The sequence below is a fragment of the Exiguobacterium sp. 8H genome (genome assembly GCF_902506255.1).
In the GTDB taxonomy this organism is placed as follows: Bacteria; Bacillota; Bacilli; order Exiguobacteriales; family Exiguobacteriaceae; genus Exiguobacterium; species Exiguobacterium profundum.
Map to the genome: position 1 here is coordinate 2,255,327 of NZ_LR733429.1, position 26,586 is coordinate 2,281,912.

Here is a 26,586-nt window from a genome sequence, read left to right on the forward strand (position 1 = left end):
TATGAAAAAATTGATGGCACTTCTGGCCTCACTCACACTCGTCCTCGCAGCATGTGGGAACGATACAGAAACACAAACGGAACAAGCGAACGAACCACAGACGTTGAAAGTCGCATCACTCATCCCACCGATGACAGATATGCTTGAAATCGCGAAAGAACAGCTCGCGGAAGACGACATCGAACTCGAAATCGTTGTTCTCGGAGACAACGTCCAACCGAACTCGGCACTTGCGGCGAAAGAAGTCGATGCGAACTTCTTCCAACACGTTCCGTATATGGAAGAGTTCAACCGCAGCAACGATGCGAATCTCGTTCCCATCGAACCGATTTATTTCGCAAACTATGGTGTATACGCAAAAAACTATGACAAGATGGAAGACATTCCGGAAGGCGCGACAATCGCCATCGCCAACGACGTATCGAATATCGACCGTTCGCTCTCCCTGCTCGCACAACATGATGTGATCGAGCTCGGAGAGAAAGAAGGCACGTACTATACACAGGCCGATATCACCTCGAACCCGAAAAACTTCAAATTTGAAGAAGTCGACTTATTGATGCTCGCGCGAGCGTACGATGATGTCGATGCGGTCTTGATGACACCGGCTTACGCTGCACCGCTCGGTTTGACACCGAAGAGTGACGCACTCTTAACAGAAGGCGTCGAGAATGATTTCGCCATCACGCTTGTCGCACGTGAAGACAACCAGGATGACGAAGCGATCCAAAAACTCGGCGAAGCGCTCACAAGCGACGAAGTCCGTGCGTTCTTGCAAGAAAACTATGATGAAACGGCCATTCCGGCGTTTTAAACAAAAAAGATTGAGCCATCTAGGCTCAATCTTTTTTAGTACTCTTCGTATTCTCGCGGGTCTTGGTCATCGATGCGACCATCCGGTTTCGTCAACGCATTGAGCGTCTCCATCTCTTCCTCGGTCAATTCGAAGTTGAAGACGTCGAGATTCTCTTTTTGGTGCAACTCGCTAGACGAGCGGGCGAGCGGGATGACACCAAGTTGCACGTGCCAACGCAAGATGACTTGAGATACGCTCTTTCCTTTTTGTTTGGCGAGCTCGGTGATCTTTTCGTCATGGATGACCGTGCGGGCGCGACTGAGCGGGCTCCACGCTTCTGTTATGATGCCGCGTTCTTTATCGGCTTTCCGCTGCTCGACTTGAGAGAAGTACGGGTGTAACTCGATTTGGTTAATGACCGGTTTTTCTCCCGTTTCTTCAATCAAGCGGTCAAGGTGCTCCGGCATGAAGTTCGATACCCCAATAGAGCGGATCCATCCGTTTTTCTTCGCTTGAATCAACGCACGCCATGCCTCGACGTACTTGTCTTGTTTCGGGTTTGGCCAATGCAAGAGGAACAAATCCCAATAGTCGAGGTTCGCTCGATATAGGGACTCTCGAATCATCTCGAGCGCCTGATCGTAGTCATAATATTGCGCGCGCAGTTTCGATGTTAAGAAAAGTTGTTCACGCGGGATGCCGGATTGGCGAACCGCTTCACCGACCGCGCCTTCATTATCGTAGCGAATCGCCGAATCGATGAGTCGATATCCGTTCCGGATGGCGCATGTGATGGCGTCGACCCCTGCTTCACCTTTCAAATAAACCGTCCCGAGTCCGATGGCCGGAATCTCATAACCGTCATGTAACTTGATTGTTGGAATACCCATCAAATGCCTCCCCATTCAAAATCCGTTCTCTTCTCCGCTATTCCACTTTCATCGGAAATGAAACGTTTGAATGTGAGGTCAACGTCGAAACGCTTTAATCAAACCTTCTGCCAAATCGAGGATACACACGATGATGATGGTGAGTAAAACACTCCAGACGCCCCAACGACTGATTGTTTCGAGGTCGGCGTTGATTTGATCAGCAATCAACGAGAGGGCATTAGAAGAAATTAAATCAGGTTGCAGTAAAATGAGCGCTGTGACGACAATCCATACGATATTGAAGAGCGCGTTCCATAAGGCGAGCGGCTTTGTCCAATGTCGAACCATCCATTTGTAAATGGCGATGGCGATCCCAAAGGCGGCCAGGGCGATGACAAACGGGAAGAATTGATCCAAGACCGACGCATTGAGTAGCGGATAGGATTCACTATCTGTGACGACACGAATCAACTGCTCGGCGTTGACATACAATACGACCATCAGAACGGTGGCGATAAAGTCAAACAAAATCGAACCAAAAGAAATCGAGGTCGAACGTGGTTTTACCTTCTTGAGTTGCTCAGGTTTCCAACTAGAGAAAGGAACTTCGCCCTCAGGTACAGCACGTTCAATGATGAAGAACGTGAGGGTGATCCAGAATAGCGTCTGAACGACGACATTGAAGATAGCCGCCCCAGTTTGAAGGAATGCTTGAATCAAGAATTGACTCCAAGACGTGTCGTCGATGGGATTGGTCAAATAACCGATGATGGAGAGAATGGTGACAACCGTGACGGCAATCGGTAAGACGATTTTGATGATGTTCACGTACTGTGTGAAGAGAGCAGGACCGATGAGATAAAGTGGTCGGTTCGCGTAGCGAGCAGCGAGGATTTGAGGGTCGCCGAGTTGGCGCAATGCTTCAAATAAAGCCGCTTCAGACGGGTCATTTCCAGTCATGTCATCAATGGTCGATTCCAATTCGAGTGCGACGTCTTGCCGCATCGACTCTGGGATTCGAGAGGTGACTTCATCGATATACACATCACGAAGATTCATGATCATTTCCTCCTTCAATTAGACGGGTCAACGTTTTCGACATGTTCATCCATTCCACGTACAACTCATTCAAAATGTCCATCCCATCCGAGCTGAGCACGTAGTACTTGCGTGGTCGACTCTCTGTCGTATCCCAGGAACTCGTGACGAGTCCTTGTTTTTCAAGTCGACGCAAGAGCGGGTAGAGCGTACTTTGATCAATGTTGATATCGGCATCTAGCAGTGCTTGAACGAGAGAATAGCCGTATTGGGGTGTCTTCAACTGACTGAGCACCGCAATCGTCAATGTGCCGCGCCGCAACTCCGTCACCAACGAGGCTTTTACATCAGACATTTTTTCGCCTCCTTCATTCGTTTATCTTTATACTGTATATCATACACTATAAGTTATCATACATCAATGTGAATAAAAGATGTTGAGTCATTTCCTGATTTTGGGATAATAAAGAGGAGGTGATGTTCATGAAGTGGTGGTGGATTCTTGGAGGTGTGGTGATCGCCAGTTTATTGACGATCAATGCGCAATGGTATGGGCATGCGGCGACGTTTGGAGTGCCGATTGGCTGGATCATCATGCTGCTAGTCTTGGCACAGTTTCGAAAGCCGACATCGACTCTTTGGGCGGCGTCGGTCGGAGTGATGAGTGTAGGGGCGGCGATTTTGCTTTCGATTCCGAGCTACTCGTTAGCCGAGGCAGAAGAGGTGTTGAGCAAAACGTACAATGACGTGGCGTACATGGAGAGCGTTCCGACGACCGGGGGAGAATGGAATCCATTCTCCCCTCGAGTAGGCTATCGGTTTGAAACGGAGAGCGGAGACTCGATTTTATTCATCCCGGACTCGGGGAAGACGTTTGAACTATAAAAAAGACTCGCTCTCATGATAGAGGGCGAGTCTTTTTGTTAGTTGCGAATCATGTAGTCGAAGGCGCCGAGTGCGGCTGTCGCACCAGAACCCATTGAGATGATGATTTGTTTGTAGGCGCTGTTCGTGCAGTCTCCTGCCGCGAACACACCTGGGACGTTCGTCGCGCCATGACGGTCGACGACGATTTCCCCGAAGTTGTTGCGTTCGACCGAGTCGAGCCAGTCCGTGTTCGGGACGAGACCGATTTGGACGAAGACGCCTTCAAGTTCGACATGATGTGATTCGTTCGTCTCACGAGACACATACGAGATGCCGTTCACTTTGTCCGTACCCGTGATTTCTGTCGTCTGAGCGTTCGTGATGACAGTCACGTTCGGGAGGCTGTGAAGACGATTTTGTAGCACTTGGTCAGCCTTGAGTTCAGGAGCGAACTCGAGGACCGTTACGTGCTTGACGATTCCTGCGAGGTCGATGGCTGCTTCGATACCGGAGTTACCGCCACCGATGACCGCGACACGTTTCCCTTCGAAGAGAGGACCGTCACAGTGCGGGCAGTAAGCGACCCCTTTGTTTTTGAACTCCGCCTCACCTGGGACGTTGACGTTACGCCAGCGTGCACCGGTCGAGAGGATGACACTCTTACTCTTCAAGACAGCACCGTTCTCGAGTTCGATCTCGACGAGGTCCTTTTTCTCAAGACGCTTCGCGCGTTGAAGGTTCATGACATCGATGCCGTACTCTTTGACGTGCTCTTCTAGACTGGCGACGAGCTTTGGACCTTCTGTATAAGCAGTACCGATGAAGTTCTCAATCCCCATCGTGTCCATCACTTGGCCACCGAAGCGCTCCGCAATGATTCCGGTACGGATTCCTTTACGAGCCGCATATACGGCCGCACTGGCACCAGCTGGACCGCCACCGACGACGAGGACGTCGTACGGGTCTTTGTCCGAGAATGCAGAGGCGTCAGGACCTGTACCGAGTTTCGCCAAGATCTCTTCGAGTGACATCCGACCGTTACCGAACGATTCTCCGTTTAAGAAGACCGTTGGGACAGCCATGATCTCTTTCGCTTCCACTTCATCCTTGAACGCGGCTCCGTCGATCATCGTGTGGGTGATGTTCGGGTTAAGGACGCTCATGACGTTTAGCGCTTGCACGACGTCAGGACAATTGTGGCAGCTGAGGCTGATGTATGACTCGAAGTGGTATGTGCCTTCGATATTTTGAATTTGTTTGATTGTGTCCGCATCGACTTTCGGTGCGCGCCCGCTCACTTGGAGGAGGGCGAGGACGAGTGATGTGAACTCATGTCCGAGTGGAATCCCTGCGAAGACGATTCCTGTCTCTTCAGACGGACGATTCACGCTGAAGCTCGGTGTACGCTCGAGTGTCGCGCTTTCGACCGAGATGCGTGATGACATGCTGGCGAGTTCGTTGACGAGCTCGAGCATCTCGTTTGAGACTTTGTCTTCCCCAGCGCTCACACGGAGGACGACATCGCCCTCCATGAGCTGGAGATATTGGTCGAGCTGTTGTTTAATCGCTGCTTCTAACATGCAATCGCTCCTTACAATTTACCGACGAGGTCAAGGCTTGGGCGGAGTGTTTCAGAACCCTCTTCCCATTTCGCTGGGCAGACTTCGCCTGGATTGTTGCGTACGTATTGTGCTGCTTTGACTTTGTTGACGAGCGTGCTCGCGTCACGGCCGATGCCGCCAGCGTTGATCTCGACAGTTTGGATGACGCCGTCTGGGTCGATGATGAACGTACCACGGTCTGCGAGGCCGTCTTCTTCGTTCAAGACGTCGAAGTTGCGTGAGATGACGTGTGATGGGTCACCAATCATGATGTACTCGATTTTTCCGATTTTCTCAGATGTTTCGTGCCAAGCTTTATGTGTGAAGTGTGTGTCTGTAGAGACAGAGTAAACTTCTACACCGAGGTTTTTAAGTGTAGCGTACTCGTTTTGAAGGTCTTCAAGTTCAGTTGGGCAGACGAATGTGAAGTCAGCTGGGTAGAAGCAGACAACGCTCCATTTACCTTTGAGGTCGTTCTCTGTAACTTCGAGGAACTCACCTGTTTGGAATGCTTGTGCTTTGAATGGTAGTACTTCTTTGCCGATTAATGACATGGGTTATGTCCTCCTTGTGTTTTACTCTAGCGTTTCTATCTCGACTAGAATAATTATAATGTAATACTAACTTCATATAACGAGCTGAAATTGTCAAGGCGTTTGCATGCTTTGAAAGTATAAGACGTACCAACACATTATCTGCATATGGCTTAACGGAAGTAAAGAGAACGTTTACATTAAAAACAGTATTTTTCTCTCGATTTTCTTATTTCGATAAATAAATATGTTGAATAGAGTTGCTAATATTTTGGAAAGGGTTCTACATTTTCTCGTCGGAAATTAGAGGATTATCAATTACATCAATAAAATAACCTTAATCACAAGTAGCGATTAAGGTTGAAGAATTTGCTGTATGATTTTTTCTCGATACAAAGCACGGTCTTTACTTTTCCGAAGTCGAGCATGACAGTTAGGGCAAGTAGCTATTACTTGTTCAGGGAGAGCCAATCCCTCATCGGATTCTTTATATAATGAGTAAAGTTCTAAATAAGGCCCTTGTTCAGTATCAAATGGTGCGGCTTGACCGCATGCTTCGCAGTGATTATTTGCTCTCGCAAGCACATAATAATATAAAGCCGCTGTCTGCTCCCTCACTTGGCGCTTTCGAATCGACATGCTTAATCCAGTCGCACGCTTAGGGTCACGATTGGCAATTCGTTCGAGTTCCTCAATTGATTTGTACCTCATAGTTGTTGCATATTCGTGAGATTCTTCCTGTACGACGTGGAGAGGTTCGAAAGCAAAAACGATGACTTCTCGCTGATTTTGATGTTTGTCGATTCCAAATTGAATATCATAGCCAATCAAAACAAGTTGGTCTACGAAACGATAATTTCCTTTTCCGAGAGATTCAAATAGATAAACATCCTCACCATTTTCGATGTGATGGAGAAGCGCCTTGTTACCGAAGGAGAAGGTTTGATTTCCTTCTTGTCCTTCGCCACTATAGTAGAACAAACCATCTTCTTCGCTCCAGCCATTCTTATATCCAAATTCTTGATCCATTCCACTATCAAAAATAAAAATAAGTTTATGTTTGTTAGGTGTACTGATTCCTCGTTGACGGCTTCCGCCATATTGATCATGGATGAAGGAACGTCTATACACTTTGTTTTTTTCGAACAGCATAAAGCACCTCATTTCCAGGTTTTTCTTTTAAATAGAGTGTAGCATGCTTTTTTATTAAAAACGAAAAAGACAGAGGACTCCCTCTGCCTTCACCGTCACTCCGCCATCAACGCACACACCGCATTCGAATACGCTACCGGATCTTCAATCGGTAACCCTTCAATGAGGAGGGCTTGTTGATACAAGAGGTCTGTATATTGTTTCGCTTTCGCTTCATCTTCTTTATACACACGTTGGAGTGTCTGGAAAATGGCGTGGTCGGCGTTCACTTCGAGTACTTTCTCCGCTTTCATACCACCGCCGTTTGGCATCGCGTTCAAAATCTTCTCCATCTCGATTGAGACGTCACCCGCGACCGTCAAGCAAACCGGATGCGACTTGAGACGTGTCGAGGCACGCACTTCTTTGACGCGGTCTCCGAGCTCTTCTTTCATGAATGCGAACAAGTCTTGGTTGTCTTCGTTGAGCGATTTCGCTTCCGCGTCATCGAGACCGAGATCGCCGCTCGCGATCGATTTGAATTCTTTGTCTTCATACGACTGAAGCATCTTGATGGCGAACTCGTCGATCTCTTCTGTGAAGTAGAGGATCTCGTATCCTTCTTCTTTCAAACGTTCTGCTTGTGGCAAGAGATCGATGCGATGAATCGATTCGCCTGTCGCATAGTAAATATACCTCTGATCTTCTTTCATCCGCTCGACATACTCTTGGAGCGAGACGAGTTTCTTCTCGTGGGAAGAATGGAACAGAATCAAGTCTTTCAATTCGTCTTTGGCTGCGCCGAACTGGTCGTACACGCCGAACTTCAATTGGCGACCGAACGACTCGTAGAACTTCTCATAGTCCTCACGCTCATTTTGGAGCATCTTCTCGAGCATCCCTTTGATTTTCGACTTCACGTTTTTGGCGATCACACGAAGTTGGCGGTCCTGCTGCAACATTTCACGGGAAATGTTAAGGGAGAGGTCTTCTGAGTCAACCATCCCTTTGACGAAGCCGAAGTAGTCTGGCAAGAGGTCAGGTGACTTCTCCATGATCAACACGCCATTCGAGTAGAGCTCGAGCCCTTTCTCAAATTCTTTCGTGTAGTAATCGAATGGAACCGTTGATGGGATATAGAGGATTGATTGATAACGAATTGTCCCGTCGACGTTCAAATGTAGGTGCTTGAGCGGCTCATCAAAGCCATAGCGCTTCTCGTGATAGAACGCTTTGTAATCTTCGTCAGTTAACTCGCTCTTCCGCTTCCGCCAAATCGGCACCATGCTGTTGACGGTCTCTTCTTCTTTGTAGTCCTCATACTCTTCTGAGTCCTCTTTTTGACGATGTTTCGTCACATCGAGTTTGATTGGGTAACGGATGAAGTCCGAATGTTTCTTGATGAGTGAGCGAATCTCGTATTCTTCAAGGAATGACGAATACGCATCATCTTCTGTGTCTGCCTTCAAGTGGAGCGTGATTTCTGTACCGATGTCCGCTTTGTCTGTCGGCTCGATCGAATAGCCGTCTGTGCCTTCTGACTCCCATACGTATCCTTGATCACTGTCAATCGAGCGAGTCCGCACGGTCACACGGTCAGCGACCATGAACGCGGAATAGAACCCTACTCCGAATTGTCCGATGAGGCTATGGTCTTCTTCCATCTTCGTCGCCTGTTTCATGGCGAGTGAACCGCTCTTGGCGATGATTCCGAGGTTTGTTTCGAGTTCTTCTTCTGTCATCCCAATCCCTGTATCGCGAATCGTGATGGTCCGCGCTTCTTTGTCGAGTTCGACTTTGACGAAGTAATCGTCTTTGTTGAACTCGATGCTTTCGTCGGAGAGGGCACGATAATACATCTTGTCGATGGCATCACTCGCGTTCGAGATGAGCTCACGCAAGAAGATGTCCTTATGTGTATAAATTGAGTGGACCATCAACTCTAAAATTCGTTTCGATTCCGTTTGAAACTGTTTCTTTGTCATGATCGTTCTCCCTTTTTCGTCTGTATTTTGGCACTCTAGTATAAAGAGTGCTAACACTATTGATTATCCTAAAAATTAGGAAGATGTCAACCGGATTTGAAGAAAAGATTGACGGGGACGCAGGTTTCGCCTATAGTTGAGTACATGCGATGAGCTGGTCTATGTAAGACGGCGGACATTCCCTTGAGGAGCACGTTGTGGAGCGTGGTCCGTCGCGGTAGACTTTCGAGAGCACCTCTAGTGAGAGGTGCTCATTTTTTATGTATACAACTAGCCTCCCTTCGTTTGAAGGGAGGCTTTTCTTATGCCCGAATGGATGCGAGGAACATCTCTTTTAAAGCACGTAATTGCAAGATCGGCTCGATATCGTCTTCTAAATAACTGATATGCGACTTCAATAGGATGTTGTTGCCGAACGTCCCGAATGCATTGATGATCGTAACGACTGTCACTTTCACATCGATATCTGGTCGAAACGAGCCATCACGCTTCCCCTCTTCAATCAACGGCTCAAGCGTCTGCATGATTCGTCGTTGAACGTCGATGTATGTCTCAATCCCAGGAAGTGGTGAGGCGACGAACGATGCATAGCTCTCGAACGCCTCTCGGAAACGGGCGTGGTTCGTCCGTTCCAACTGCATCTCGAAAAAGTGGTTCAAGATGGCCTCGAGTCGTTCATAGGCGTTTCCTTCCTCATGCATGAATTGTTCAAATCTCTCGAGTGTCGGTTGTAGATTCTTGACGGCTGCCGCGACGATCAATTGATCCTTCTTCGGGAAGTAGCGAAACAGTGTCGCCACCCCAATCCCTGCCGCATCCGCGATGTCCTGCATTTGAACCTTCTCAAAGCCATTCTCTATAAATAATCGTTCTGCCTCCTGGATAATCAGTTGAACTCGTTCTTCTTTGTTTTGTTGTCGTTTACTCAATTCCATCACCTCATTGTCTGTCCTTAGTATATCGTCTTCAAGCAGTTTCGTTGAGATTAATGTCACATCCAATTATTATTATGATAGTTAGACTATCATAATTTAATGAATGGAGCTGGGACAATGCGTTTACAGGGGAAAGTAGCGGTCATCACAGGGGCAGGAAGCGGTATGGGAGAGTCAACGGCACGTCTATTCGCCAAAGAAGGGGCAACAGTCGTCGCGACAGACATCAATGAACAAGGAGTAAACAATGTAGTCGAGTCGATTCGTGCACAAGGTGGGGAAGCCATCGCGGTGAAACATGACGTGACATCACGCTCGAGCTGGGAGGATGTATTCGCGGAAGTGGAAGCGACATGTGGCAAATTAGATATTCTCGTCAATAACGCTGGAATCGCACTTGCAAAACCTTTCTTGGAACAGACAGAAGAGGACTGGGCACGCACATATCGCATCAACATCGATGGGGTCATGTTAGGGACACAGTACGCGATTCCGCTCATGACGGAGAATGGGGGAGGATCAATCGTCAACATCTCCTCCATCTCTGCATTGACCGGTATGGCGGGTGCCGGTGCCTATACGGCCTCGAAAGGTGCGGTCCGTTCTCTCACGAAAGCAGCGGCAGTCGATTACGGGAAGCAAAACATTCGGGTCAACTCGGTGCATCCAGGGTACATCGTGACACCGATGAGTGCGCCACATATGGAGCATCCAGACTATAAACAACATTTCTTGAATCAAATCGCTTTGCCGAATCTCGGACAAGCGGATGAGGTGGCGGCAGCCGTCCTGTTCCTTGCGTCAGACGAAGCGAATCATATCAGCGGGATCGAACTTCCGGTAGATGGTGGCGTGACGGCGAAGTAAAAGTAGGGTCTCTATGGAGGCCCTACTTTTTTAATTACTCTAAGATTCCGATTAACTCCATCACGAGTAGTATGACTAGACCTGAACTAAGAACAGCTGCAAAAAAGACGAGCACAGCATACTCTTTCTGCTTCAAAATTGCCCACCATCCGGTCACAAACGCTCCTAGCCCGAGGATAGAGAATGTGGTCATATAGCTGAGTCGAAGCATGTTTGCAGTATTGTCGCTCCAAAGCGTCGAGTGGAAGATTGTATCAAATTGATTGAGCAGAAGAAACGGTACATACATGGCAAGGAACAAGGCAATCAAGAGAATAGACCATTTTCCGATTGAAGTATGTGGAAAGATTGCACCATTCATGAGGATTCACCTCTTTTCATTTTAAAATCATCTGTATTATTTATATTCCCGTTTTGTGTAAAGAGTTTAAGTGATTCATCAAATTGACATGATATAGTCGACATGAAAGAGTGAGATGACAAGTGTAGAACAGTGCCAAATGAGCTGAAAAAAGAAATTGATTTTATTTAGTTAACTATGAAAGTTGGTATAGTGAGATGGACACTCAGTTTGAGATAGAACGGATTTGGATGGATGAAACGGAGCTGTTTTATCAAGTTCAGCTTCAACTTCGGTCTTCTGCCTGCACCAGTGATCAGTTGATTTATTTAGATGATGCGAGTCTTGAGGATCTTCATTAAAAGATCGATCAATTCAATCAAGCGTGGGGAAAAGAACCGATCACATGGAGACTAGTCGATGAAGAAGAGGGTTCGGATGATTTGCAAGTCAATCTAACTTTCACGTTGATTGACCGGATTGGGACCATCCAAATCGATATTTTCATTCATGATGAATGGCAGTTTGACTCATTTGACCATGTTCATATGAAATTTAGAATGAGGACGACGATGGGACAGCTCAACGACTTGAGCGCTCAACTCAAACGTTTCATTCGTCGTGAGACCGACCATGTCTCATCACTTCGACCAGAATAAAGCAGCCTGAGACGACTCAGGCTGCTTTTTAGTACCATTCTTTCGGTTCGTAATTCAATTCGCGGAACAGCTGCTCACGCTCTTTTTTCGAAAGATCGCGCCATTGTCCAGGCGGGAGTTTCCCGAGCGTGATGTTCATGACACGAACGCGTTGGAGGCGGAATACTTCGTATCCGAGCGCCTCACACATCCGACGGATTTGGCGGTTGAGTCCTTGCGTGAGGGTAATGTTGAAATCGAACTTTGAAAGCGGACGGACTTTACACGGAAGTGTCTTCTGTCCAAGGATTTTGACGCCGGCTTCCATCTGCTCGACGAACTCTGGTGTGATTGGCTTATCAACCGAGACGATGTATTCTTTCTCGTGCTCGCCTTCTGCACGGAGAATCTCGTTGACGATATCGCCGTCGTTCGTCATGAGGATGAGACCTTCCGAGTCTTTATCGAGACGACCGATGTTGAAGATGCGGAGCGGGTGGTTGACCATGTCGACCAAGTTCCCTTTTACTTTTTTCTCTGTCGTACTCGTGATCCCGACCGGCTTATGGACGGCGATGTAGACGTTGTTTCGGGCGACCCGTGCGACCGAACCGTTGACGAGGACTTCATCGCCCGGTTTGACCTGGTCGCCGATTTTTGCTTTCTTCCCATTGATGGTGACGCGTCCCTCTTCGACGAGACGGTCGGCTTGGCGACGGGACGCCTTGCCTGATTCACTGATGAATTTATTGATGCGCATGTATACACGTCCTTTGTTTGGCTTCGTCCTCTCACTATAACGCATTTTATAAACTCTCGAAAGCGGGAAACGAACGGGAGAGGAGGGATGACATGGAGGCAGTACGACTGTTACAAGACGCGATCCGATTTCAGCAGGCACTGTGCGATACACCGTTCGGGAAAGAATTGATTCAAGAGGCATCACCTGTCCTTTGGTACGGTCGACCTGGTCCGGATCAATGGCTGACCATCGGGACGAATCCGTCTCGCGGCGAGTTTTTACATCGTGACGGGACACCGAGAACGGGGCAACACCAAAAGTTCTATTGGCGGAACATACTCTCGTTTGACGATTACCTCGGAAATGAAGAGGCGCTGCAACAAACGCTCGAACGGGCATCGGTCTATTTCGAGTCGAATCGCGCGACGACGAACTGGTTCGGGAAACCGCATGGCGCCAAACTCGAGGCACTCCTCAACGGGATGGGGCGTTCGTTCTATGATCATCCGGCAGCTGTCATCCACGTTGATTTTTTCAAGTTTGCGACATATGAACAGATGGGGAAGATGAGGACCGGGCGCCACTGGATGGAACATCCGACCTCAATCGAACTGTTGGAACGGACGATTGCGCACATCAAACCAATCCGTATCATCGTGCTCGGACGGGATAACTGTCGTGCCTTTAGCGGTTTTTCAACAATCGGAAGACTGTCTGCATATCCCGCCGTCACCTATGAAATCGGACTCCACGAATCGGGTATCCCGATGATCGGCCTCCATATGAAGCCTTCAGAAGTGTTCGTTGGGCTCGGGAATGGCCGTGATTCAAACGGGCTACATTACGGGTCATATGCGAAGCGCGAGCACCTTTTAAAAATCGGAGAAGCGATTGACACGATTATGGACGAGTGGCTGGCGGATGGACACGCGTGATGCTACCCCAAAAGTTGAATTCGTTGAAGTCGATGTAGCGCACGTCCTTCGAACGATTGTCGAGCACGGCTAACAAGATGACGTCCGGGAACCCCCGTTTTTCAAACTGCAAGTAGCCGATTCCCGTGACAGAATGGTTTTTATAGAAGCCGTTCGCCATGTTCAACACAAACGGGCGGCTTGCTTTCAGCTCACGCTCGAACGTCGTCCATTTCCAAAGATAGCGTGAACTGCCTCGACCGTCGTACCCGTATCGCTTCCAAAGTTTCGTGATGATGGTGGCGATTTGAGTCGGCGGCGTCCCTTTTTCGTCTTTGAAATGATGCTTGAAGGCGATCTCGCGCACATCTTCTTGGATCTGTGTCACATCATCTGGGATGTTCGTATACCCATGATCTCGATAGAAACGGAAGATGGCGGTGATGGACGTCAACGTACAGTTGTTCTTCCCGTTCTCGAACTGACGTTGGAGCAAGACGGGCACGCCTTCAATCTGTACAGCGCGCTTTAATGTCCAGCGTCCGTGATAACGATCGTTCACATAAGCTTCCGGGTCGATGATCCCGGCATAGCCGTTGTTCGCAACCTCGAGTTGTCCTGCAAATGGGTGCTCCATCTCGGTCTCCCTCCTTTTCTTTTAGTATACAAAGGACGCCCCATCTCATAAAAGAGAAAGGGCGTCGTTTTCGTTAAAACACAAGATGTGCGATGCCGACGATGATCGGAAGGGTGATGAAGGTACGTAACAAGAAAATCAAGACGAGGTCGAGGAATGAGATCGGTAGTTTTGAACCGAGCAACAAGCCCCCGACTTCTGACATATAGATGAGCTGGGTAACCGACAACGTAGCGATGACAAACCGTGTCAACTCACTCTCGATGCCGCTTCCGAGAACGGCCGGCAAGAACATGTCGGCGAAACCGACGACCATCGTTTGAGCGGCTTCCGATGCCTCAGGCACTTGAAGGAGCATCAAAATCGGTTCGAACGGCTTTCCGAGGATAGTGAAGAACGGCGTATATTCTGCGATGATGACCGCAATCGTCCCGACTGCCATGACGACAGGGAGGACGCCGATCCACATATCGAGCACGTTCTTGAAGCCGTCTTTGAGCGTCTCTAGGAAACTTTTACTCGAACGTGACTTTTGTAACGCCTGAATTAACGCCCACTTACCGAGTGACACGTTCGCGGGTACTTCTTCTTCCGGTTTGAGCTCGGTCTTCTCATAAGCCGTGTCTGCCTTTTTAGATAATGGATAAATCCGTGGCATGATGAGAGCGGCGACTAGTCCGGATAAGACGATGGCCCCGTAGTAAGGCAAGAAGTATTGGTCGAGTTCGACATACTGTAAGACGACGATGGTGAAGGTGATGGAGACGACGGAGAATGTCGTCGCAATGATCGACGCTTCCCGCTTCGTGTAATAACCTTCCTCATACTGTTTGGTCGTCAGTAGAATTCCGATCGTCGCATCTCCGACCCATGAAGCGAGCGAGTCAAGTGAGGCGCGGCCTGGCAAGCGGAAGAGCGGACGCATGATCTTCATCAAGAACGTCCCGACGAACTCGAGAAGTCCGAAGTTCAATAAGAGCGGTAACAACATACCGGCAAAGAAGAATGTCGCAAATAAGATTGGAATCAAATCAAAGAGTAATAAGCCCCCTGTAAATTCTGACGTGATCATCTCTGGTCCGAGTGTGAGTAGCGTCATGACCCCGGCGATGAAACCGATCACACGCATGACGAACCAAAACGGTGTCACGCTAAACAGTGCGTTGATGGATGGTCGCTCCATCATAAAAGCAGGACGTGCCGTAAAGAGTAATAATGAGCCGACAATCGAAATCCCCATCATGATGACGGCGAGTGTCGGGACGAAATCCCCAATCCAGTCAATCAGCAAATTGGATAAGAAGGCGACTGGAATCGTGAAGCCTTCTTCTGATGAGATCGGTACGATGAAAAACATGATGCCGATGAGAGATGGAATCAAGAACTTAAAGAAGTCTCGACTCGAAAAAGAAGGTTTCTTTCCGTCTGGTGTTGATGAACCATTCATGATGCATTCCCCATTTCCCCGAAGTGTTTGTGCTGTCTATGTATCCCCATTACACATTCAGCTGTTATTGAAACGTATTTCTTTTTTAGTATAAAAAATATGACCAGGTGCTATCAACAACATGCGTGAATTTTCTAAAAATACATCATATGCGCTAGGCAAAACATTCGTATTCCATCAAACCATTTAGTATGATGACGGCGAGTCCAACAAATTCAAGATATTTAGAAACTTCATTATAGAGATAGGAGAATGCATGATGAGATTGAGTGTGTTAGACCAGGCGCCGGTCACGTCGGGTCATACAGGAGAACATGCGCTGAACAGCGCGGTCGAGCTCGCACAAGTCGCAGAAGAGTTGGGATATTACCGTATGTGGATGGCGGAGCATCATGGTGGCATGTCGTTCGCCAGCTCGGCTCCAGAGGTCATCGCGGCTTATCTAGCAGCTAAGACGAACAAGATTCGTCTCGGGTCCGGCGGCATCATGATGATGCACTACTCGCCACTCAAGATGGCAGAGGTATTCAAGACGCTCAGCGCACTCGCCCCGGGACGGATCGACTTTGGTGTCGGACGTGCGCCAGGCGGTGATGCGAACGCCATCTATGCGATGTCACAAGGGCAGAAGCCGATGATGGACGGTCTTTACGAGAAACTCGATACGACGCTTCAGTTGATCAAAGATGAAGCACCTGAAGAGAGATGGTATAAGAACACGCCAGCAGCACCGACAGGCGTTACGCTTCCGGAAGCGTGGTTACTCGGTTCGAGTGGGAACAGCGCCGTGCAGGCTGGACGGATGGGGCTCGGCTATTCGTTTGCCCAGTTCTTTAACGGACAATTGAGTGCCGATACGCTCGACACGTACCGTCACCATTTCACGCCGTCTGATTTTATGGAGAAACCGGACATCAGCGTCACGTATTTGGTCACGACGGCAGAGACGGAAGAAGAGGCCGAATATTTGGCCCGACCTTCTGATCTGTCGCGTCTCTTCTTGATGCGTGGTCAATTGAGACAGCTGTTGAGTCCGGAAGCGGCCCACGACTATCCGCTCACGGAGGTCGATAAAATTCATATCGCCAACAACCGAGCCATCCACCTCGTAGGAACGCCAAAACAAATCGCGGAACAGTTACGGGATGAATCGGAACGTTATGGTTTCGATGAGGCGATGATATGTAGCATCCAGCATAAGCAGGAAGATCGCCTGAACGTCTATCGTCTCTTGGCGAATGAATTGCTTTAACCCGGAGAGCACCTTCTCAAATATGAGAGGGTGTTTTTCTATAAGAGAAAAACGTTTTCCCATTTTTTCAAAGGTTTTCTCCATCATTAGGGCGAAACCAACTACACTATAAGAAAAAGGAACAGGTGGAGGGATAATACGATGCAACGGATGAAAGGCGACCCAAATTATCTATTCGAGCTGTTCACACGCTTGTATCGGATGGTATTTCTAATGGAAGTGACGGAGAACGGCTATCGTTACGTGAATGTGAGCGAACAGGGGAAGGTGGCCTCTTCGCTTCCGAGTGATGTAGAAGGTCGATATTTACATGAGATGTACCGCTCAGAAGTGGCCGATGAATTGATTGGACATTATGATGTGGTCATTGAGACAGGAGAACCGGTCTATTTCATGTCGCAAATGAACATCGACTCCAATACGGCCCGTTTCGCTTCTTCTATGCTTGTACCGATTGAAGATGAAGCTGGTCTCGTTCGTTATGTCCTTAGTTTGACAACTGATTTATCCGAGGAAGCGGAGATCAAATTGTTACGAAGTATCGAGCACATGGACTATTTGACGGGCATGCCGAATCTGATGAAAGTCAAATTAGAACTTGATCAACTGTTCGAGCAACATGACACCGAAGAGACGAGCGTGATGCGCCTTCACATCAATCGTTTCAAGATGATGATGTCGCTCCAAGGTGTGGAGCGCTCGAACCAATTGATTAAAGACATCACACGTCAATTGGCGAATACGCTTCCGAAAGGTTCGATCATCGGTCGAGTAGACGGTGAAGACTTTATCGCGGTGTTACCTCATACTCCAATCCGGTTGGCATACATGTACGCCGAGCATTTGCTTGACGTGATTGCAGATCATTCGTATCAAGTGGCGGAGGCCGAATTCCCGTTATCGAGTTGTATCGGGATTGGTGCCGGTACAGCGGATGCCGACCGTGTCATCATGAACGCCTCCACGGCTCTGTTGGAAGCGCGTCAGACGGGAAATCAAACCATTCGTTTATATGAACACGATGAGTACGTGCAGCGTTACATCGATGAGATGATGATCGAAACGGAACTGGTCAAAGCGTTGAAGCTAGATGAGTTATACATGGTGTATCAACCGAAAGTGTCGATGGACGGTGCGATTCATTTTGAGGCACTCATTCGCTGGGAGAGTCCTGTTCTCGGATTCATTTCACCTGAAACGTTCATTCGTGTGGCTGAACAGTCACTCTTGATCGAAGACGTGACACGATTCGTCATGAATCGGGTATGTCAGGATGTGTCGTCACAACCTGAGCAGTTTGAAGGGCGCCGCGTGGCTGTGAATGTCTCACCGAATTTATTTCATGAACACCATATGAATGAACTGGTTGCGATCATTGCATCGTACGGTCTTGTGCCAGAACAATTTGAGTTTGAGGTGACCGAGCACACGTTGATGCATGAACCGGTAGCGGCGATCAAAACGGTCGAATCGCTCAAACAACAAGGATTTCGACTGTTGATTGATGACTTTGGGGTCAGTTATTCCTCGTTGAATTATTTGAAGTTGTTCGAGATTGATGGAATCAAGATCGACCGGTCGTTCGTCGCGCAACTCGATCAGGAGAGCGGCATGAAAGAGTATGAAATCGTCAAACTGATTGTCTCGTTGGCTAAAAAGCTAGAGTTAGAGGTGACGGCTGAAGGTGTGGAGACGGAAGAACAATATCGGATCTTACGTCAGCTCGGCTGCGATGAGATTCAAGGGTATTTCTTCAGTCGTCCGATGCCGCTCGCGGAGTTAGAAGAGGCGCTCGGAATCTTGTATTCCCATCAGATGATGTTATCGAAGATGGAGCAGCCTGCGCAGTTGTTGCATCCTTCTCTAGATGAGCGTGAATTGCAACGACTCAAAGCGATATTACGATTGGAAATTTTAAATACGCCACAAGAGGAACGATTTGACCGGATCTCCCGATTGGTCGCACAAACCTTTCAGATGCCAATCGCATTCATTTCGATCATGACGACAGACCAACAGTGGTTCAAATCGTGTGTCGGTATCGAGCTCGAATCCGCTCACCTCAAACGGGAATGGACGTTATGTAATCGGGTTGTCACATCAGAGTCTCCGCTGGTGATTGAAGATGTTGCGGCAGCAGCGATTGAAAGTGACAGTCCTTGGATTGACCGAATCGGATTTTATGCAGGTGTACCGTTGCGGACGAAGCAAGGTCACGTCATCGGCACACTTTGCGTAGTGGATGGGCAGGCGAGAACGTTCTCAGAAGAAAACTTGAAGGCGCTCGAATCGTTTACGCATTGGGTCATGACAGAGATCGAGCACACGGAAGTCTCGAGAAGACAAATCACTCGACAACAATCAATCGAGGCATTGTACGAAGCGACGGCATTGCGTGTACCGTTCCAAGATCAATTGGCCCGGGTTCAAGAAATTTTATTGGAATGGGTCGGTTACTCCCACGGGGTCATCTTCTCGATTGAGCCTTCGCATCGTCTTCTAGTAGAGCATGGGGTCTCTCGTTTGACTTGGGGGGAAGAAGAACTGCATTCCCTACATCAACTGACAACGGTCGGCGCGCAAACGCTTCAGGAAGGTGATCTGATTGTAGACGGTATCGAATTCACGAGGCTAGTCAGTTTTCCTTTGACGCATGCGCATCAAGTGTTTGGCTGGGTCGTTCTTCTCTCGGAGCAAGGCAATTTGAATGATCATCTTGATGAGGAAACGTTGCAAGAGTTGACTGGGACGGTACGATTGCTTGCACGATGGATGGAGAACGGGATTCGAAAGGAACGGAAACAACGCGAGATGATTCGAATCGCAAAACAAGATCAGCTGACCAAACTGTATAATCGTCATACGCTCACGACCGATTTATACAAAAACATGAACCGGACGCCAGCGATTACAGTGACACTGGTCAATCTAGACGATTTTAAAAGAATCAACGATCAGTACGGGCACATGATAGGGGATGAAGTGTTAATTGAAATCGCACAACGATTAAATGAATTCGTCCAGCATGTTGGTGGTCAAGTGTACCGTTTTTCAGACGATGAATTCATGTTGGTGCAAACGGGTCCACTGAGTGGGATTGAACAGCTCAATGAAGTTATTTCCCAGGGAATAGACGCGTCGAATGGTGAAGTCATTCATCTTACGGCAAGTGTTGGCGTCACCCTAGTCAAGTCGACCGACACCGTCGATTCGATTCTTCAACAAGCAGATGCAGCGATGTATATTGCAAAGAACAATGGAGGAGACCAGTGGTTCCAATATGGTGGATACTCAGATGACAAGGGGATTTAAGTATGGGGAGATTATGGCTGATTGAAGGATTGCCAGGAAGCGGAAAGTCTACATTTGCCGAGAGGCTGCGAGATAAACGGAATGGCAAGTTCTATTCGGAAGTAGATGCGTCACACCCCGTGGATATGCATGATATCTATTGGGTCGAGGACAAACCATCAACCGGTCGCATTCTCGATGAAATCGAAAAAGGGTGGCTCGTCCGTTATGATGGTGATGAAGAACGGATCGGAACAGACGTCTACGAGTTACCTTTCGCCCTTCACACACGAATCATGTGCGAACGCTGGCGGCGTTATGTTCAAAAGTTAGATAGGGAGGAAGAGGACGTCATCTTTGAATGTGCGTTGCTCCAAAATCCTTTCACCATTGGAATGGTTGCCCAAGATGTTCCGTTAGCGGACGTGGAAGCATACGTTCAAGAGGTCGCAGACATTCTGAAACCGATTGATCCGATGGTCGTTTATTTGGCATTGGATGACGTTGCACGCATCTTTCCGATTGTATATGATGAACGACCGATGGGATGGCAAAGCGGTTTTGTCGAGTATTATACGAGCGGCACCTATGGTGTGAACCATGCGCATAAGGGTATGGCCGGAACGATTGAGATTTTAGTGGAACGCCAACGACGTGAGCTTGAACTGTTGAAACAATTACCTCTTCGCCACGCTCGGATTCAAAATGATAATCGGCATTCATTCGAAGAATTAACGAATTTATTAGAGGAGGAGTCGATTCGTACATGCAAACCTTGATTAAACATTCGGATCGTTTTTGGTATATGACACCCGTTGACCGTACCGATCGACCAATTCTCGGTGCCGTTATCGGCGATACGCATACGCTGCTCATCGATGCGGGCAATTCCGTTTCGCACGCCTCGTTGTTTTTAGAACAGCTAGAAAAACAAGGCCTACGTGCGCCGTCGATGGTCGCATTGACGCATTGGCATTGGGATCACATCTTCGGTTTACCTGCACTTGAAGGAATAGTCTCCATTGCGAGTGAAGCGACCAAACAGGGGATGGAAAAACTTGTCCCATATGCTTGGGATGATGTCTCTCTCGATGAGCGGGTGGCGGAAGGGATTGAAATCGCATTTTGCGCGGAAGCAATCCGTGAAGAATATGGAGACGCGCGCGATATCAAAATCGTATTACCTACGCTGACGTTTCAAGAATCGCTGACACTCGACCTCGGTGGCGTTCACATCGTGTTACGACATGTCGGAGGAGACCACGCAAAAGATGCGGTTGTCCTTTACGTCGTAGAAGAACGGGTATTATTTTTAGGAGACGCGTTATACGCAGACATCTATTCTCCGACATGGCGAATGACTCCGGAAGAAACCCTGCGGTTGTTGAATGTATTGGAATCGTTTGATGCTAAACAGATTGTCTGGTCACACGGTGAGATGGTGAGTCGTGAATCCTTCGCAGAAGATTGCCTTGCATTAAGACGAATCGCCACCATTTCGAATGATTTCCCAGGAAATACTGATGAAATCACGCAGTCGTATGCTTCACTCGTCAATCGGGAGATCACCGAGGAAGAGAACGAGTTGATTACGTTTTTTGTGAACGGGACGGTGGGAAGATGACATACACTATCACGCGGATTCACGCGGAAGACGAGACGTTCCAACAGTTTTTGACCACTCAATTACGTGAGTATAACAACGTTCGTTCGATTCACCATCGTGACATTCGCGAGGCGCACGTGCCGACCATTCAGTTGAAAGTGGAGCAAGAAGGACGGGTGATCGCCGGCTTATATGGGAGTGTGTATTGGGGATGGTTCGATTTGGATCGCCTTTGGGTCGATGCAGACTTTCATGGTCAGGGCATCGGTAGCCAATTGCTTGGAGAAGGGGAGGCGTTAGCGAAGTCGCTCGGTACGACGCGTGTGAAATTGACGACGTTCTCGTTTCAAGCGAAACCGTTTTATGAGCGATTCGGTTACACGGTAATAGGTGTGCTACCGGACTATCCGCCGGGATCGGATTACTATATGATGATGAAGCAATTATAAAAGGCGACATGAGGTCGCCTTTTTAATACACTTTATCCCCATTGAAGATTGAATTTTTCACCATGACGTAGTCTACGGTGCGCAATGCCTCGAGACTGTCACCACCCGCGTAAGAAATCGCCGATTGGAGGTCTTGCTCCATCTCGGTCAATGTATCTTGTAGTGCCCCTTTGTGTTCGACAAACATCTTTTTCCCCTCGACGTTCTTTCGCTCACCCTTTTGGAACTCAGAAGCAGAACCGAAATACTCTTTCAATTGTTTCCCGTCTTGCTCGAACGTTTCCCCCGGTGATTCATCGTGTCCTGCGAACAATGAACCAATCATGACCATCGAAGCGCCGAAGCGAATCGATTTGGCGATGTCACCGTGAGTACGGATGCCCCCATCCGCGATAATCGGTTTCGTCGCTGCTTTGGCACACCAGCGAAGTGCAGCCAATTGCCAGCCCCCGGTACCAAAACCTGTTTTGATTTTCGTGATACACACTTTACCAGGACCGATTCCAACCTTCGTCGCATCCGCTCCGGCATGCTCTAATTCGCGAACGGCCTCTGGTGTCCCGACGTTCCCCGCGATGACGAATGATCCAGGAAGATGGTGTTTGATATGCTGAATCATTCGGATGACCGCATTCGAATGACCGTGAGCGATATCGATTGTAATAAATTCTGGCGTATGACCGGTCGATTTGAGCATTTCGATAAACCCATACTCTTCTTCCTTCACGCCGACACTGATGGATGCATACAAACCACGCTCATGCATGTCTTGGATAAACGCCAGGCGCGTCTCTGGATTGAAGCGATGCATGATGTAAAAATATCCGTTCTTGGCCAGCATCAATGCGACCTTTTCATCGATAATCGTCTGCATGTTAGCCGGAACGACCGGTAATCGGAACGTGAAGCCACCAAGCTCGACGGTCGGGTCACATTCCGAACGACTGTCGACAATACATTTTGCAGGAATTAATTGAATATCTTCGTAATCAAATACTTTATCCATATATCGCACCCCTATTCACGAACATTAACGTATTGAACAATAAAAAACTTCGCTCATTCGGTAATATAACGTGAATAGAGTTTAAAGTCAAAGGATAACTCAATCAATTTATCTTAAAAATGAATAAAATTGAATGGATTGATGTTTAATGTTCGGATTTATGATTTATTTTCGATGTTTCACGTGAAAAAAGGACCACTTATTGGTGGTCCTTTGCGAGTGCATATTGATTTCGTCCACCTGCTTTGGCTTCATAGAGAGCGAGGTCGGCACGTTTTAGTAACTGTTTGGTCGACAACCCTTTTACAAATCGAGCACCCCCGACACTTGAAGTCGTAATGAACGTATGTTGGTCGATTTCCCATGGGCGCTGTAGTGCTTGAATGATTTTCTCTGCAACCCGATGTAGGGCACAGGGATCGTTGAAGCGAATGAGAACGGCAAACTCATCACCGCCAAGTCTGGCAATCATATCTTGTTTGCGAAGCACGGATGTCAATCGACGAGCGAGTTGTCGCAAGAGCTCATCGCCCACATCATGACCGAACGTGTCGTTGATTTGTTTGAATCGGTCAACGTCAAGAGCGAGGACGGCCAATTCACCTTGCTCGAATTCGGTTCGATCGATCGCTTCCTCGAGGTAAGCGAGGAAGAAACGACGGTTCGGTAAATCGGTCAGCGTGTCGTGATACGCCAAATGCTTCAGTTGCTTCTCTAGTGCTTTTCGCTGCATGATTTCTCGGCTGACCGTCAAATAGTGTAGGAGAAGTCCGGATTCATCATAGATGGCCTGAATTTTCGTTTCGAGCCAAATCCAGCGCTGGTCAGCATGGAAATGACGAAACTCAAGGGTCAAGGAGATGTCTTCTTCCTTCATTTCTTTCAACTGCTCCCGGACGATCTGGATGTCGTCCGGATGGATATAGTCGAGCGTATTCTTCCCTTCGTAATATCCGGCCGCAAAGCCGAGTACGGTACGGTGAGAAGGGGACGCATAACGAACAGTACCATCCCGTTCTAGTATGCAGACGAGGTCACTCATGTTTTCTGTGATCAATCGATATTGTAACTCACTCTGTCTTAACGCTTGTTCCATTTCACGTTTCTCCGTGACATCACGCAAAATCGTTAAGACGGCCGTTTCGCCCTCATAATCGATGAGAAGGCTACTGATATCCATCTGGAGCTTGTCTCCACTCGGTGTCATGATGACCATTTCCGTGTCTTGGACGGGGCCTCCGAGTTCGAGAGAGGCAAGTCGTTGACGGGTGGACTGATGATACTCTTCTGCGATGAATGAAAAAATCGATTCACTCTCTAGATAGGTTTCTCCGATTGTGGCGAGTGCCATCGCGTTCGCATATATAATCTGTCCTTCCTGATGCACAATGATGCCTTCCGGAATGGTTTCAATCAACTGACGGTAACGACGTTCGCTTTCGACCGTGGCACGCTCGGCATTTTTCTCTGGCGTCAAATCGATGATGATCGCAAACAGGCCGGTAATGTTACCGCCGACCTCGATTGGAATGTTGAGGACGGTTAAGTCGAGTCGTTCCCCGGATTGATGTTCAGCATAAATGGAATACTTGTGTGGAATCCCAGACAGCGTGAATTGTAACCCTTTCCTGACCCGAGACCGCTCACTCTCGGGAAGCCAATGCAGGAACGGATGATGAAGCATATCTTGTTCCGTATGACCGGTGATGACCGTGACGGCCGGGTTGACGGATTTGATGTTCAAATGATGGTCGAGTACAAAGATGCCATGTGGAGAATAACGTCGTAGCGACTCGTGATGATCTTTTAAGATCGACAATTCGAGTTCGCGACGCTTCCGTTCCGTCACTTCACGAACGACGGAGACGATATGGGTACAGCTCCCCTCATCATTGAAAATCGGAGTCACTTCTGACTCGAAATAATGAAGGGGGAGCGTCAATACATCATCCGCCTCGACCGTATCCGTATAAAAGGAGTCAGCAAGACGGTAGTCTTCGTAGACGACACTCTTTTTTGTACGAATCGCTTCATCGTAATACTGCGTAATAAGTGTAGCGGTCTCGGTCGGGACCAACTCATCGATGGTCTTGCCGACATCCGCATCCGACCAATTGATGGCCCGTTTCCCAGGCTCATTTACGAAGACGTAGCGATATGCTGAACCATCGACTTCCATAAAGAACACATAGTCTGAAATTTTATCGAACGTCCGTAGTAAAATCGATGCGTTGGATTGAAGTGTTTGGTCAGCTTTCATCTCGTCTCCCTCATTTCGTTCATTCTATTTTTTACACGTCATTTTTATCTTACCGCATCATTCGATCAAATGTGTGAACTTTCAAAAAAAGACGGGATGTACGTACACCCCGTCAAGCAGCTTCGTTCAGTTGTTTTTGTTCGTTCCGTCCATTCATGACGTAATACAAGAAAATGGTAAAGAGAACGACGCCTGAAAGAATCAAATAAAGTGTCGAGAAGCCCGTCAATGGAATCAACAACCCGATGAAATAAGGACCAAACCCTAGACCGGCATCAAGTGCGATGAAGAAGGTCGATGTCGCCATCCCCATTCGGTGGGGTGGAGAGGCCTTGACGGCGATTGCTTGAGTCCCGGATTGGATATTCCCGAAGCCTAATCCGATTAACGCACCGGCAAGTAGAAGCATCCAACCGCTGTTCGCCTGGCTGAGCACGAGCAGTCCAATCGCGAAGATGGCGATTGCCGGATACATGACGACGTTCGCTCCACGCGCGTCCATCAACTTTCCTGTGATCGGTCGTGATAATAGGACTGCGACCGAATAGACGAGGAAGAAGATGCTCGCCGCCTCGATCAAGTCGAGTTCACTCGCATAGAAGTTGATATAGGACAAGACACTCGAGTAGCTTAGTGCGGCCATCCCGATAATCAAGGCGATCGGTAGCGCTTTTGGTTCGACGAACGATTTTAAAGAGAATCCACGTACGACTTCAGGTGCGTCGACCTCAGGCACATTCACAAAGAACGTGCTCGCCAAACTGATGACCCCGATCACAAAGCAAAGAGCGAAGATGACGGTGAAGCTCGTGTGTTGGCTGAGAAGTAATCCGACGAAGGGCCCGATGGCTGTCGCCAGAGTAGAACTCATGCTGTAGTAACCGATCCCTTCACCTTTTCGTGTTGCAGGAATGACTTGCGCGACGATAGTTCCAGTTGCCGTACTCGACAATCCCATCCCGAGCCCGTGTACGAACCGTGTCAGCAATAAGAAACCGACACCCCAATGGACGAAGTACAATAAAATCGTGGCGGTGAAAAAGACGAGCCCGATATAAAGTGTCTTCTTCCGACCGATCGAATCGATCAGTCGACCGATGAACAAGCGCCCGGTCAGCGTCCCGATGATGAAGATGCCGGTGACGAGTCCCGCTTGACTCGTGGTCGCCCCGTACGACTCGACGGCGTGCACCCCGATGGTGACCATCAATAAGAAAAAGATGAGCGTCAGGAAGAAGTTGATGAGCGAGATGATTAAAAAGTCTCTCGTCCAAAGTTTTTGAATAGGTTGTTGCATCATACGTGACGTCTCCTTTTCTTCAAATTCGAATAGTTAATAAACATAACTAAAAGAGTATACCAAATCAAATTAAGATTGT

26 protein-coding genes are annotated in these 26,586 nt (G+C 48.2%); 11 read left to right on the top strand and 15 right to left on the bottom strand.

Annotated features, from left to right (window positions below; all coding sequences use genetic code 11):
- The first annotated feature begins 1 nt into the window (after position 1).
- Positions 2 to 814, top strand: a complete 813-nt coding sequence (locus GVY43_RS11710) for a MetQ/NlpA family ABC transporter substrate-binding protein (protein WP_078146002.1) — start codon at positions 2 to 4, stop codon at positions 812 to 814.
- Between the two features lie 35 nt (positions 815 to 849).
- On the opposite strand, the gene GVY43_RS11715 is transcribed toward GVY43_RS11710, so the two are convergent.
- The 3 genes from GVY43_RS11715 to GVY43_RS11725 all read right to left on the bottom strand — a co-directional run bounded on the left by GVY43_RS11715 (position 850) and on the right by GVY43_RS11725 (position 3,061).
- Entirely contained in the window at positions 850 to 1,686 is an 837-nt protein-coding gene (locus GVY43_RS11715) for an aldo/keto reductase (RefSeq protein WP_159563236.1), read from the bottom strand.
- A gap of 78 nt (positions 1,687 to 1,764) precedes the next feature.
- Positions 1,765 to 2,727, bottom strand: a complete 963-nt coding sequence (locus GVY43_RS11720; protein WP_159563237.1) for an HAAS signaling domain-containing protein — start codon at positions 2,725 to 2,727, stop codon at positions 1,765 to 1,767.
- Entirely contained in the window at positions 2,714 to 3,061 is a 348-nt protein-coding gene (locus GVY43_RS11725) for a PadR family transcriptional regulator (RefSeq protein ID WP_074035166.1), read from the bottom strand. Before GVY43_RS11725 ends, GVY43_RS11720 begins: the two co-directional genes overlap by 14 nt.
- Before the next feature lie 128 nt (positions 3,062 to 3,189).
- Here GVY43_RS11725 and GVY43_RS11730 point away from each other — a divergent pair, with 128 nt between their 5' ends.
- On the top strand, positions 3,190 to 3,591 hold the full coding sequence (locus tag GVY43_RS11730; protein WP_159563238.1) for a hypothetical protein: 402 nt from the start codon (positions 3,190 to 3,192) through the stop codon (positions 3,589 to 3,591).
- Between the two features lie 38 nt (positions 3,592 to 3,629).
- Here GVY43_RS11730 and ahpF read toward each other — a convergent pair whose 3' ends face one another.
- The 5 genes from ahpF to GVY43_RS11755 form a co-directional block, all read right to left on the bottom strand.
- Positions 3,630 to 5,153: an alkyl hydroperoxide reductase subunit F gene (gene ahpF / locus GVY43_RS11735; RefSeq protein WP_159563239.1), complete on the bottom strand. Its 1,524-nt coding sequence runs from the start codon at positions 5,151 to 5,153 to the stop codon at positions 3,630 to 3,632.
- A gap of 11 nt (positions 5,154 to 5,164) precedes the next feature.
- Complete coding sequence (gene ahpC, locus GVY43_RS11740; protein WP_015880295.1) at positions 5,165 to 5,728, bottom strand: alkyl hydroperoxide reductase subunit C; 564 nt, start codon at positions 5,726 to 5,728, stop codon at positions 5,165 to 5,167.
- 333 nt (positions 5,729 to 6,061) lie between these two features.
- Entirely contained in the window at positions 6,062 to 6,859 is a 798-nt protein-coding gene (locus GVY43_RS11745) for a hypothetical protein (RefSeq protein WP_159563240.1), read from the bottom strand.
- A 95-nt stretch (positions 6,860 to 6,954) separates the two neighbouring features.
- A complete protein-coding gene (htpG, locus tag GVY43_RS11750; RefSeq protein ID WP_159563241.1) occupies positions 6,955 to 8,823 on the bottom strand; it encodes a molecular chaperone HtpG in 1,869 nt (622 codons plus the stop codon).
- 302 nt (positions 8,824 to 9,125) lie between these two features.
- Complete coding sequence (locus tag GVY43_RS11755; protein ID WP_159563242.1) at positions 9,126 to 9,752, bottom strand: TetR/AcrR family transcriptional regulator; 627 nt, start codon at positions 9,750 to 9,752, stop codon at positions 9,126 to 9,128.
- Positions 9,753 to 9,875: 123 nt separating this feature from the next.
- Between GVY43_RS11755 and GVY43_RS11760 the strand changes: the two genes are divergently transcribed.
- Positions 9,876 to 10,625, top strand: a complete 750-nt coding sequence (locus GVY43_RS11760) for an SDR family NAD(P)-dependent oxidoreductase (RefSeq protein ID WP_047795764.1) — start codon at positions 9,876 to 9,878, stop codon at positions 10,623 to 10,625.
- 34 nt (positions 10,626 to 10,659) lie between these two features.
- Here the strand turns inward: GVY43_RS11760 and GVY43_RS11765 are convergent, their stop codons facing one another.
- Positions 10,660 to 10,986, bottom strand: coding sequence for a hypothetical protein (locus GVY43_RS11765; RefSeq protein WP_047795765.1), 327 nt, complete (start codon positions 10,984 to 10,986; stop codon positions 10,660 to 10,662).
- Positions 10,987 to 11,183: 197 nt separating this feature from the next.
- On the opposite strand from GVY43_RS11765, the gene GVY43_RS16060 reads away from it, so the two are divergent.
- A complete protein-coding gene (locus tag GVY43_RS16060) occupies positions 11,184 to 11,327 on the top strand; it encodes a hypothetical protein (protein ID WP_236548958.1) in 144 nt (47 codons plus the stop codon).
- An 81-nt stretch (positions 11,328 to 11,408) separates the two neighbouring features.
- Positions 11,409 to 11,624 carry a hypothetical protein gene (locus tag GVY43_RS16065; RefSeq protein WP_236548959.1) on the top strand — a complete coding sequence of 72 codons (216 nt, stop codon included), beginning with the start codon at positions 11,409 to 11,411 and terminating at the stop codon, positions 11,622 to 11,624.
- A gap of 28 nt (positions 11,625 to 11,652) precedes the next feature.
- On the opposite strand, the gene rluF is transcribed toward GVY43_RS16065, so the two are convergent.
- Complete coding sequence (rluF, locus tag GVY43_RS11775; protein WP_015880301.1) at positions 11,653 to 12,363, bottom strand: 23S rRNA pseudouridine(2604) synthase RluF; 711 nt, start codon at positions 12,361 to 12,363, stop codon at positions 11,653 to 11,655.
- Between the two features lie 92 nt (positions 12,364 to 12,455).
- Between rluF and GVY43_RS11780 the strand changes: the two genes are divergently transcribed.
- Positions 12,456 to 13,280 (top strand): hypothetical protein, encoded by an 825-nt coding sequence (locus GVY43_RS11780; protein ID WP_159563243.1) that lies wholly within the window; start codon positions 12,456 to 12,458, stop codon positions 13,278 to 13,280.
- Here GVY43_RS11780 and GVY43_RS11785 read toward each other — a convergent pair.
- Together GVY43_RS11785 and GVY43_RS11790 are read right to left on the bottom strand one after the other, a co-directional pair.
- Positions 13,246 to 13,896: a C39 family peptidase gene (locus GVY43_RS11785; RefSeq protein WP_159563244.1), complete on the bottom strand. Its 651-nt coding sequence runs from the start codon at positions 13,894 to 13,896 to the stop codon at positions 13,246 to 13,248. The two genes, GVY43_RS11780 and GVY43_RS11785, sit on opposite strands and share 35 nt — an antisense overlap.
- A 73-nt stretch (positions 13,897 to 13,969) precedes the next feature.
- Complete coding sequence (locus GVY43_RS11790; protein WP_078146016.1) at positions 13,970 to 15,343, bottom strand: YjiH family protein; 1,374 nt, start codon at positions 15,341 to 15,343, stop codon at positions 13,970 to 13,972.
- Between the two features lie 259 nt (positions 15,344 to 15,602).
- On the opposite strand from GVY43_RS11790, the gene GVY43_RS11795 reads away from it, so the two are divergent.
- From GVY43_RS11795 to GVY43_RS11815, 5 genes are all read left to right on the top strand, one after another.
- Positions 15,603 to 16,595, top strand: a complete 993-nt coding sequence (locus tag GVY43_RS11795; RefSeq protein WP_159563245.1) for an LLM class flavin-dependent oxidoreductase — start codon at positions 15,603 to 15,605, stop codon at positions 16,593 to 16,595.
- 141 nt (positions 16,596 to 16,736) lie between these two features.
- The gene (locus GVY43_RS11800; protein WP_159563246.1) at positions 16,737 to 19,907 is read left to right on the top strand and encodes an EAL domain-containing protein; all 3,171 of its coding nucleotides are present in this window, start codon (positions 16,737 to 16,739) and stop codon (positions 19,905 to 19,907) included.
- Between the two features lie 2 nt (positions 19,908 to 19,909).
- On the top strand, positions 19,910 to 20,665 hold the full coding sequence (locus tag GVY43_RS11805; protein WP_159563247.1) for a hypothetical protein: 756 nt from the start codon (positions 19,910 to 19,912) through the stop codon (positions 20,663 to 20,665).
- Positions 20,653 to 21,510, top strand: a complete 858-nt coding sequence (locus GVY43_RS11810; RefSeq protein WP_159563248.1) for an MBL fold metallo-hydrolase — start codon at positions 20,653 to 20,655, stop codon at positions 21,508 to 21,510. Before GVY43_RS11805 ends, GVY43_RS11810 begins: the two co-directional genes overlap by 13 nt.
- Positions 21,507 to 21,941 (top strand): GNAT family N-acetyltransferase, encoded by a 435-nt coding sequence (locus GVY43_RS11815; RefSeq protein ID WP_159563249.1) that lies wholly within the window; start codon positions 21,507 to 21,509, stop codon positions 21,939 to 21,941. The genes GVY43_RS11810 and GVY43_RS11815 overlap by 4 nt, the downstream gene beginning before the upstream one ends.
- A gap of 22 nt (positions 21,942 to 21,963) precedes the next feature.
- Here the strand turns inward: GVY43_RS11815 and guaC are convergent, their stop codons facing one another.
- The 3 genes from guaC to GVY43_RS11830 all read right to left on the bottom strand — a co-directional run bounded on the left by guaC (position 21,964) and on the right by GVY43_RS11830 (position 26,504).
- A complete protein-coding gene (guaC, locus tag GVY43_RS11820; RefSeq protein ID WP_031424215.1) occupies positions 21,964 to 22,947 on the bottom strand; it encodes a GMP reductase in 984 nt (327 codons plus the stop codon).
- Positions 22,948 to 23,146: 199 nt separating this feature from the next.
- On the bottom strand, positions 23,147 to 25,207 hold the full coding sequence (locus tag GVY43_RS11825) for a PAS domain S-box protein (RefSeq protein ID WP_159563250.1): 2,061 nt from the start codon (positions 25,205 to 25,207) through the stop codon (positions 23,147 to 23,149).
- A 112-nt stretch (positions 25,208 to 25,319) separates the two neighbouring features.
- A complete protein-coding gene (locus GVY43_RS11830) occupies positions 25,320 to 26,504 on the bottom strand; it encodes an MFS transporter (RefSeq protein ID WP_074037854.1) in 1,185 nt (394 codons plus the stop codon).
- Between the last annotated feature and the right edge of the window lie 82 nt (positions 26,505 to 26,586).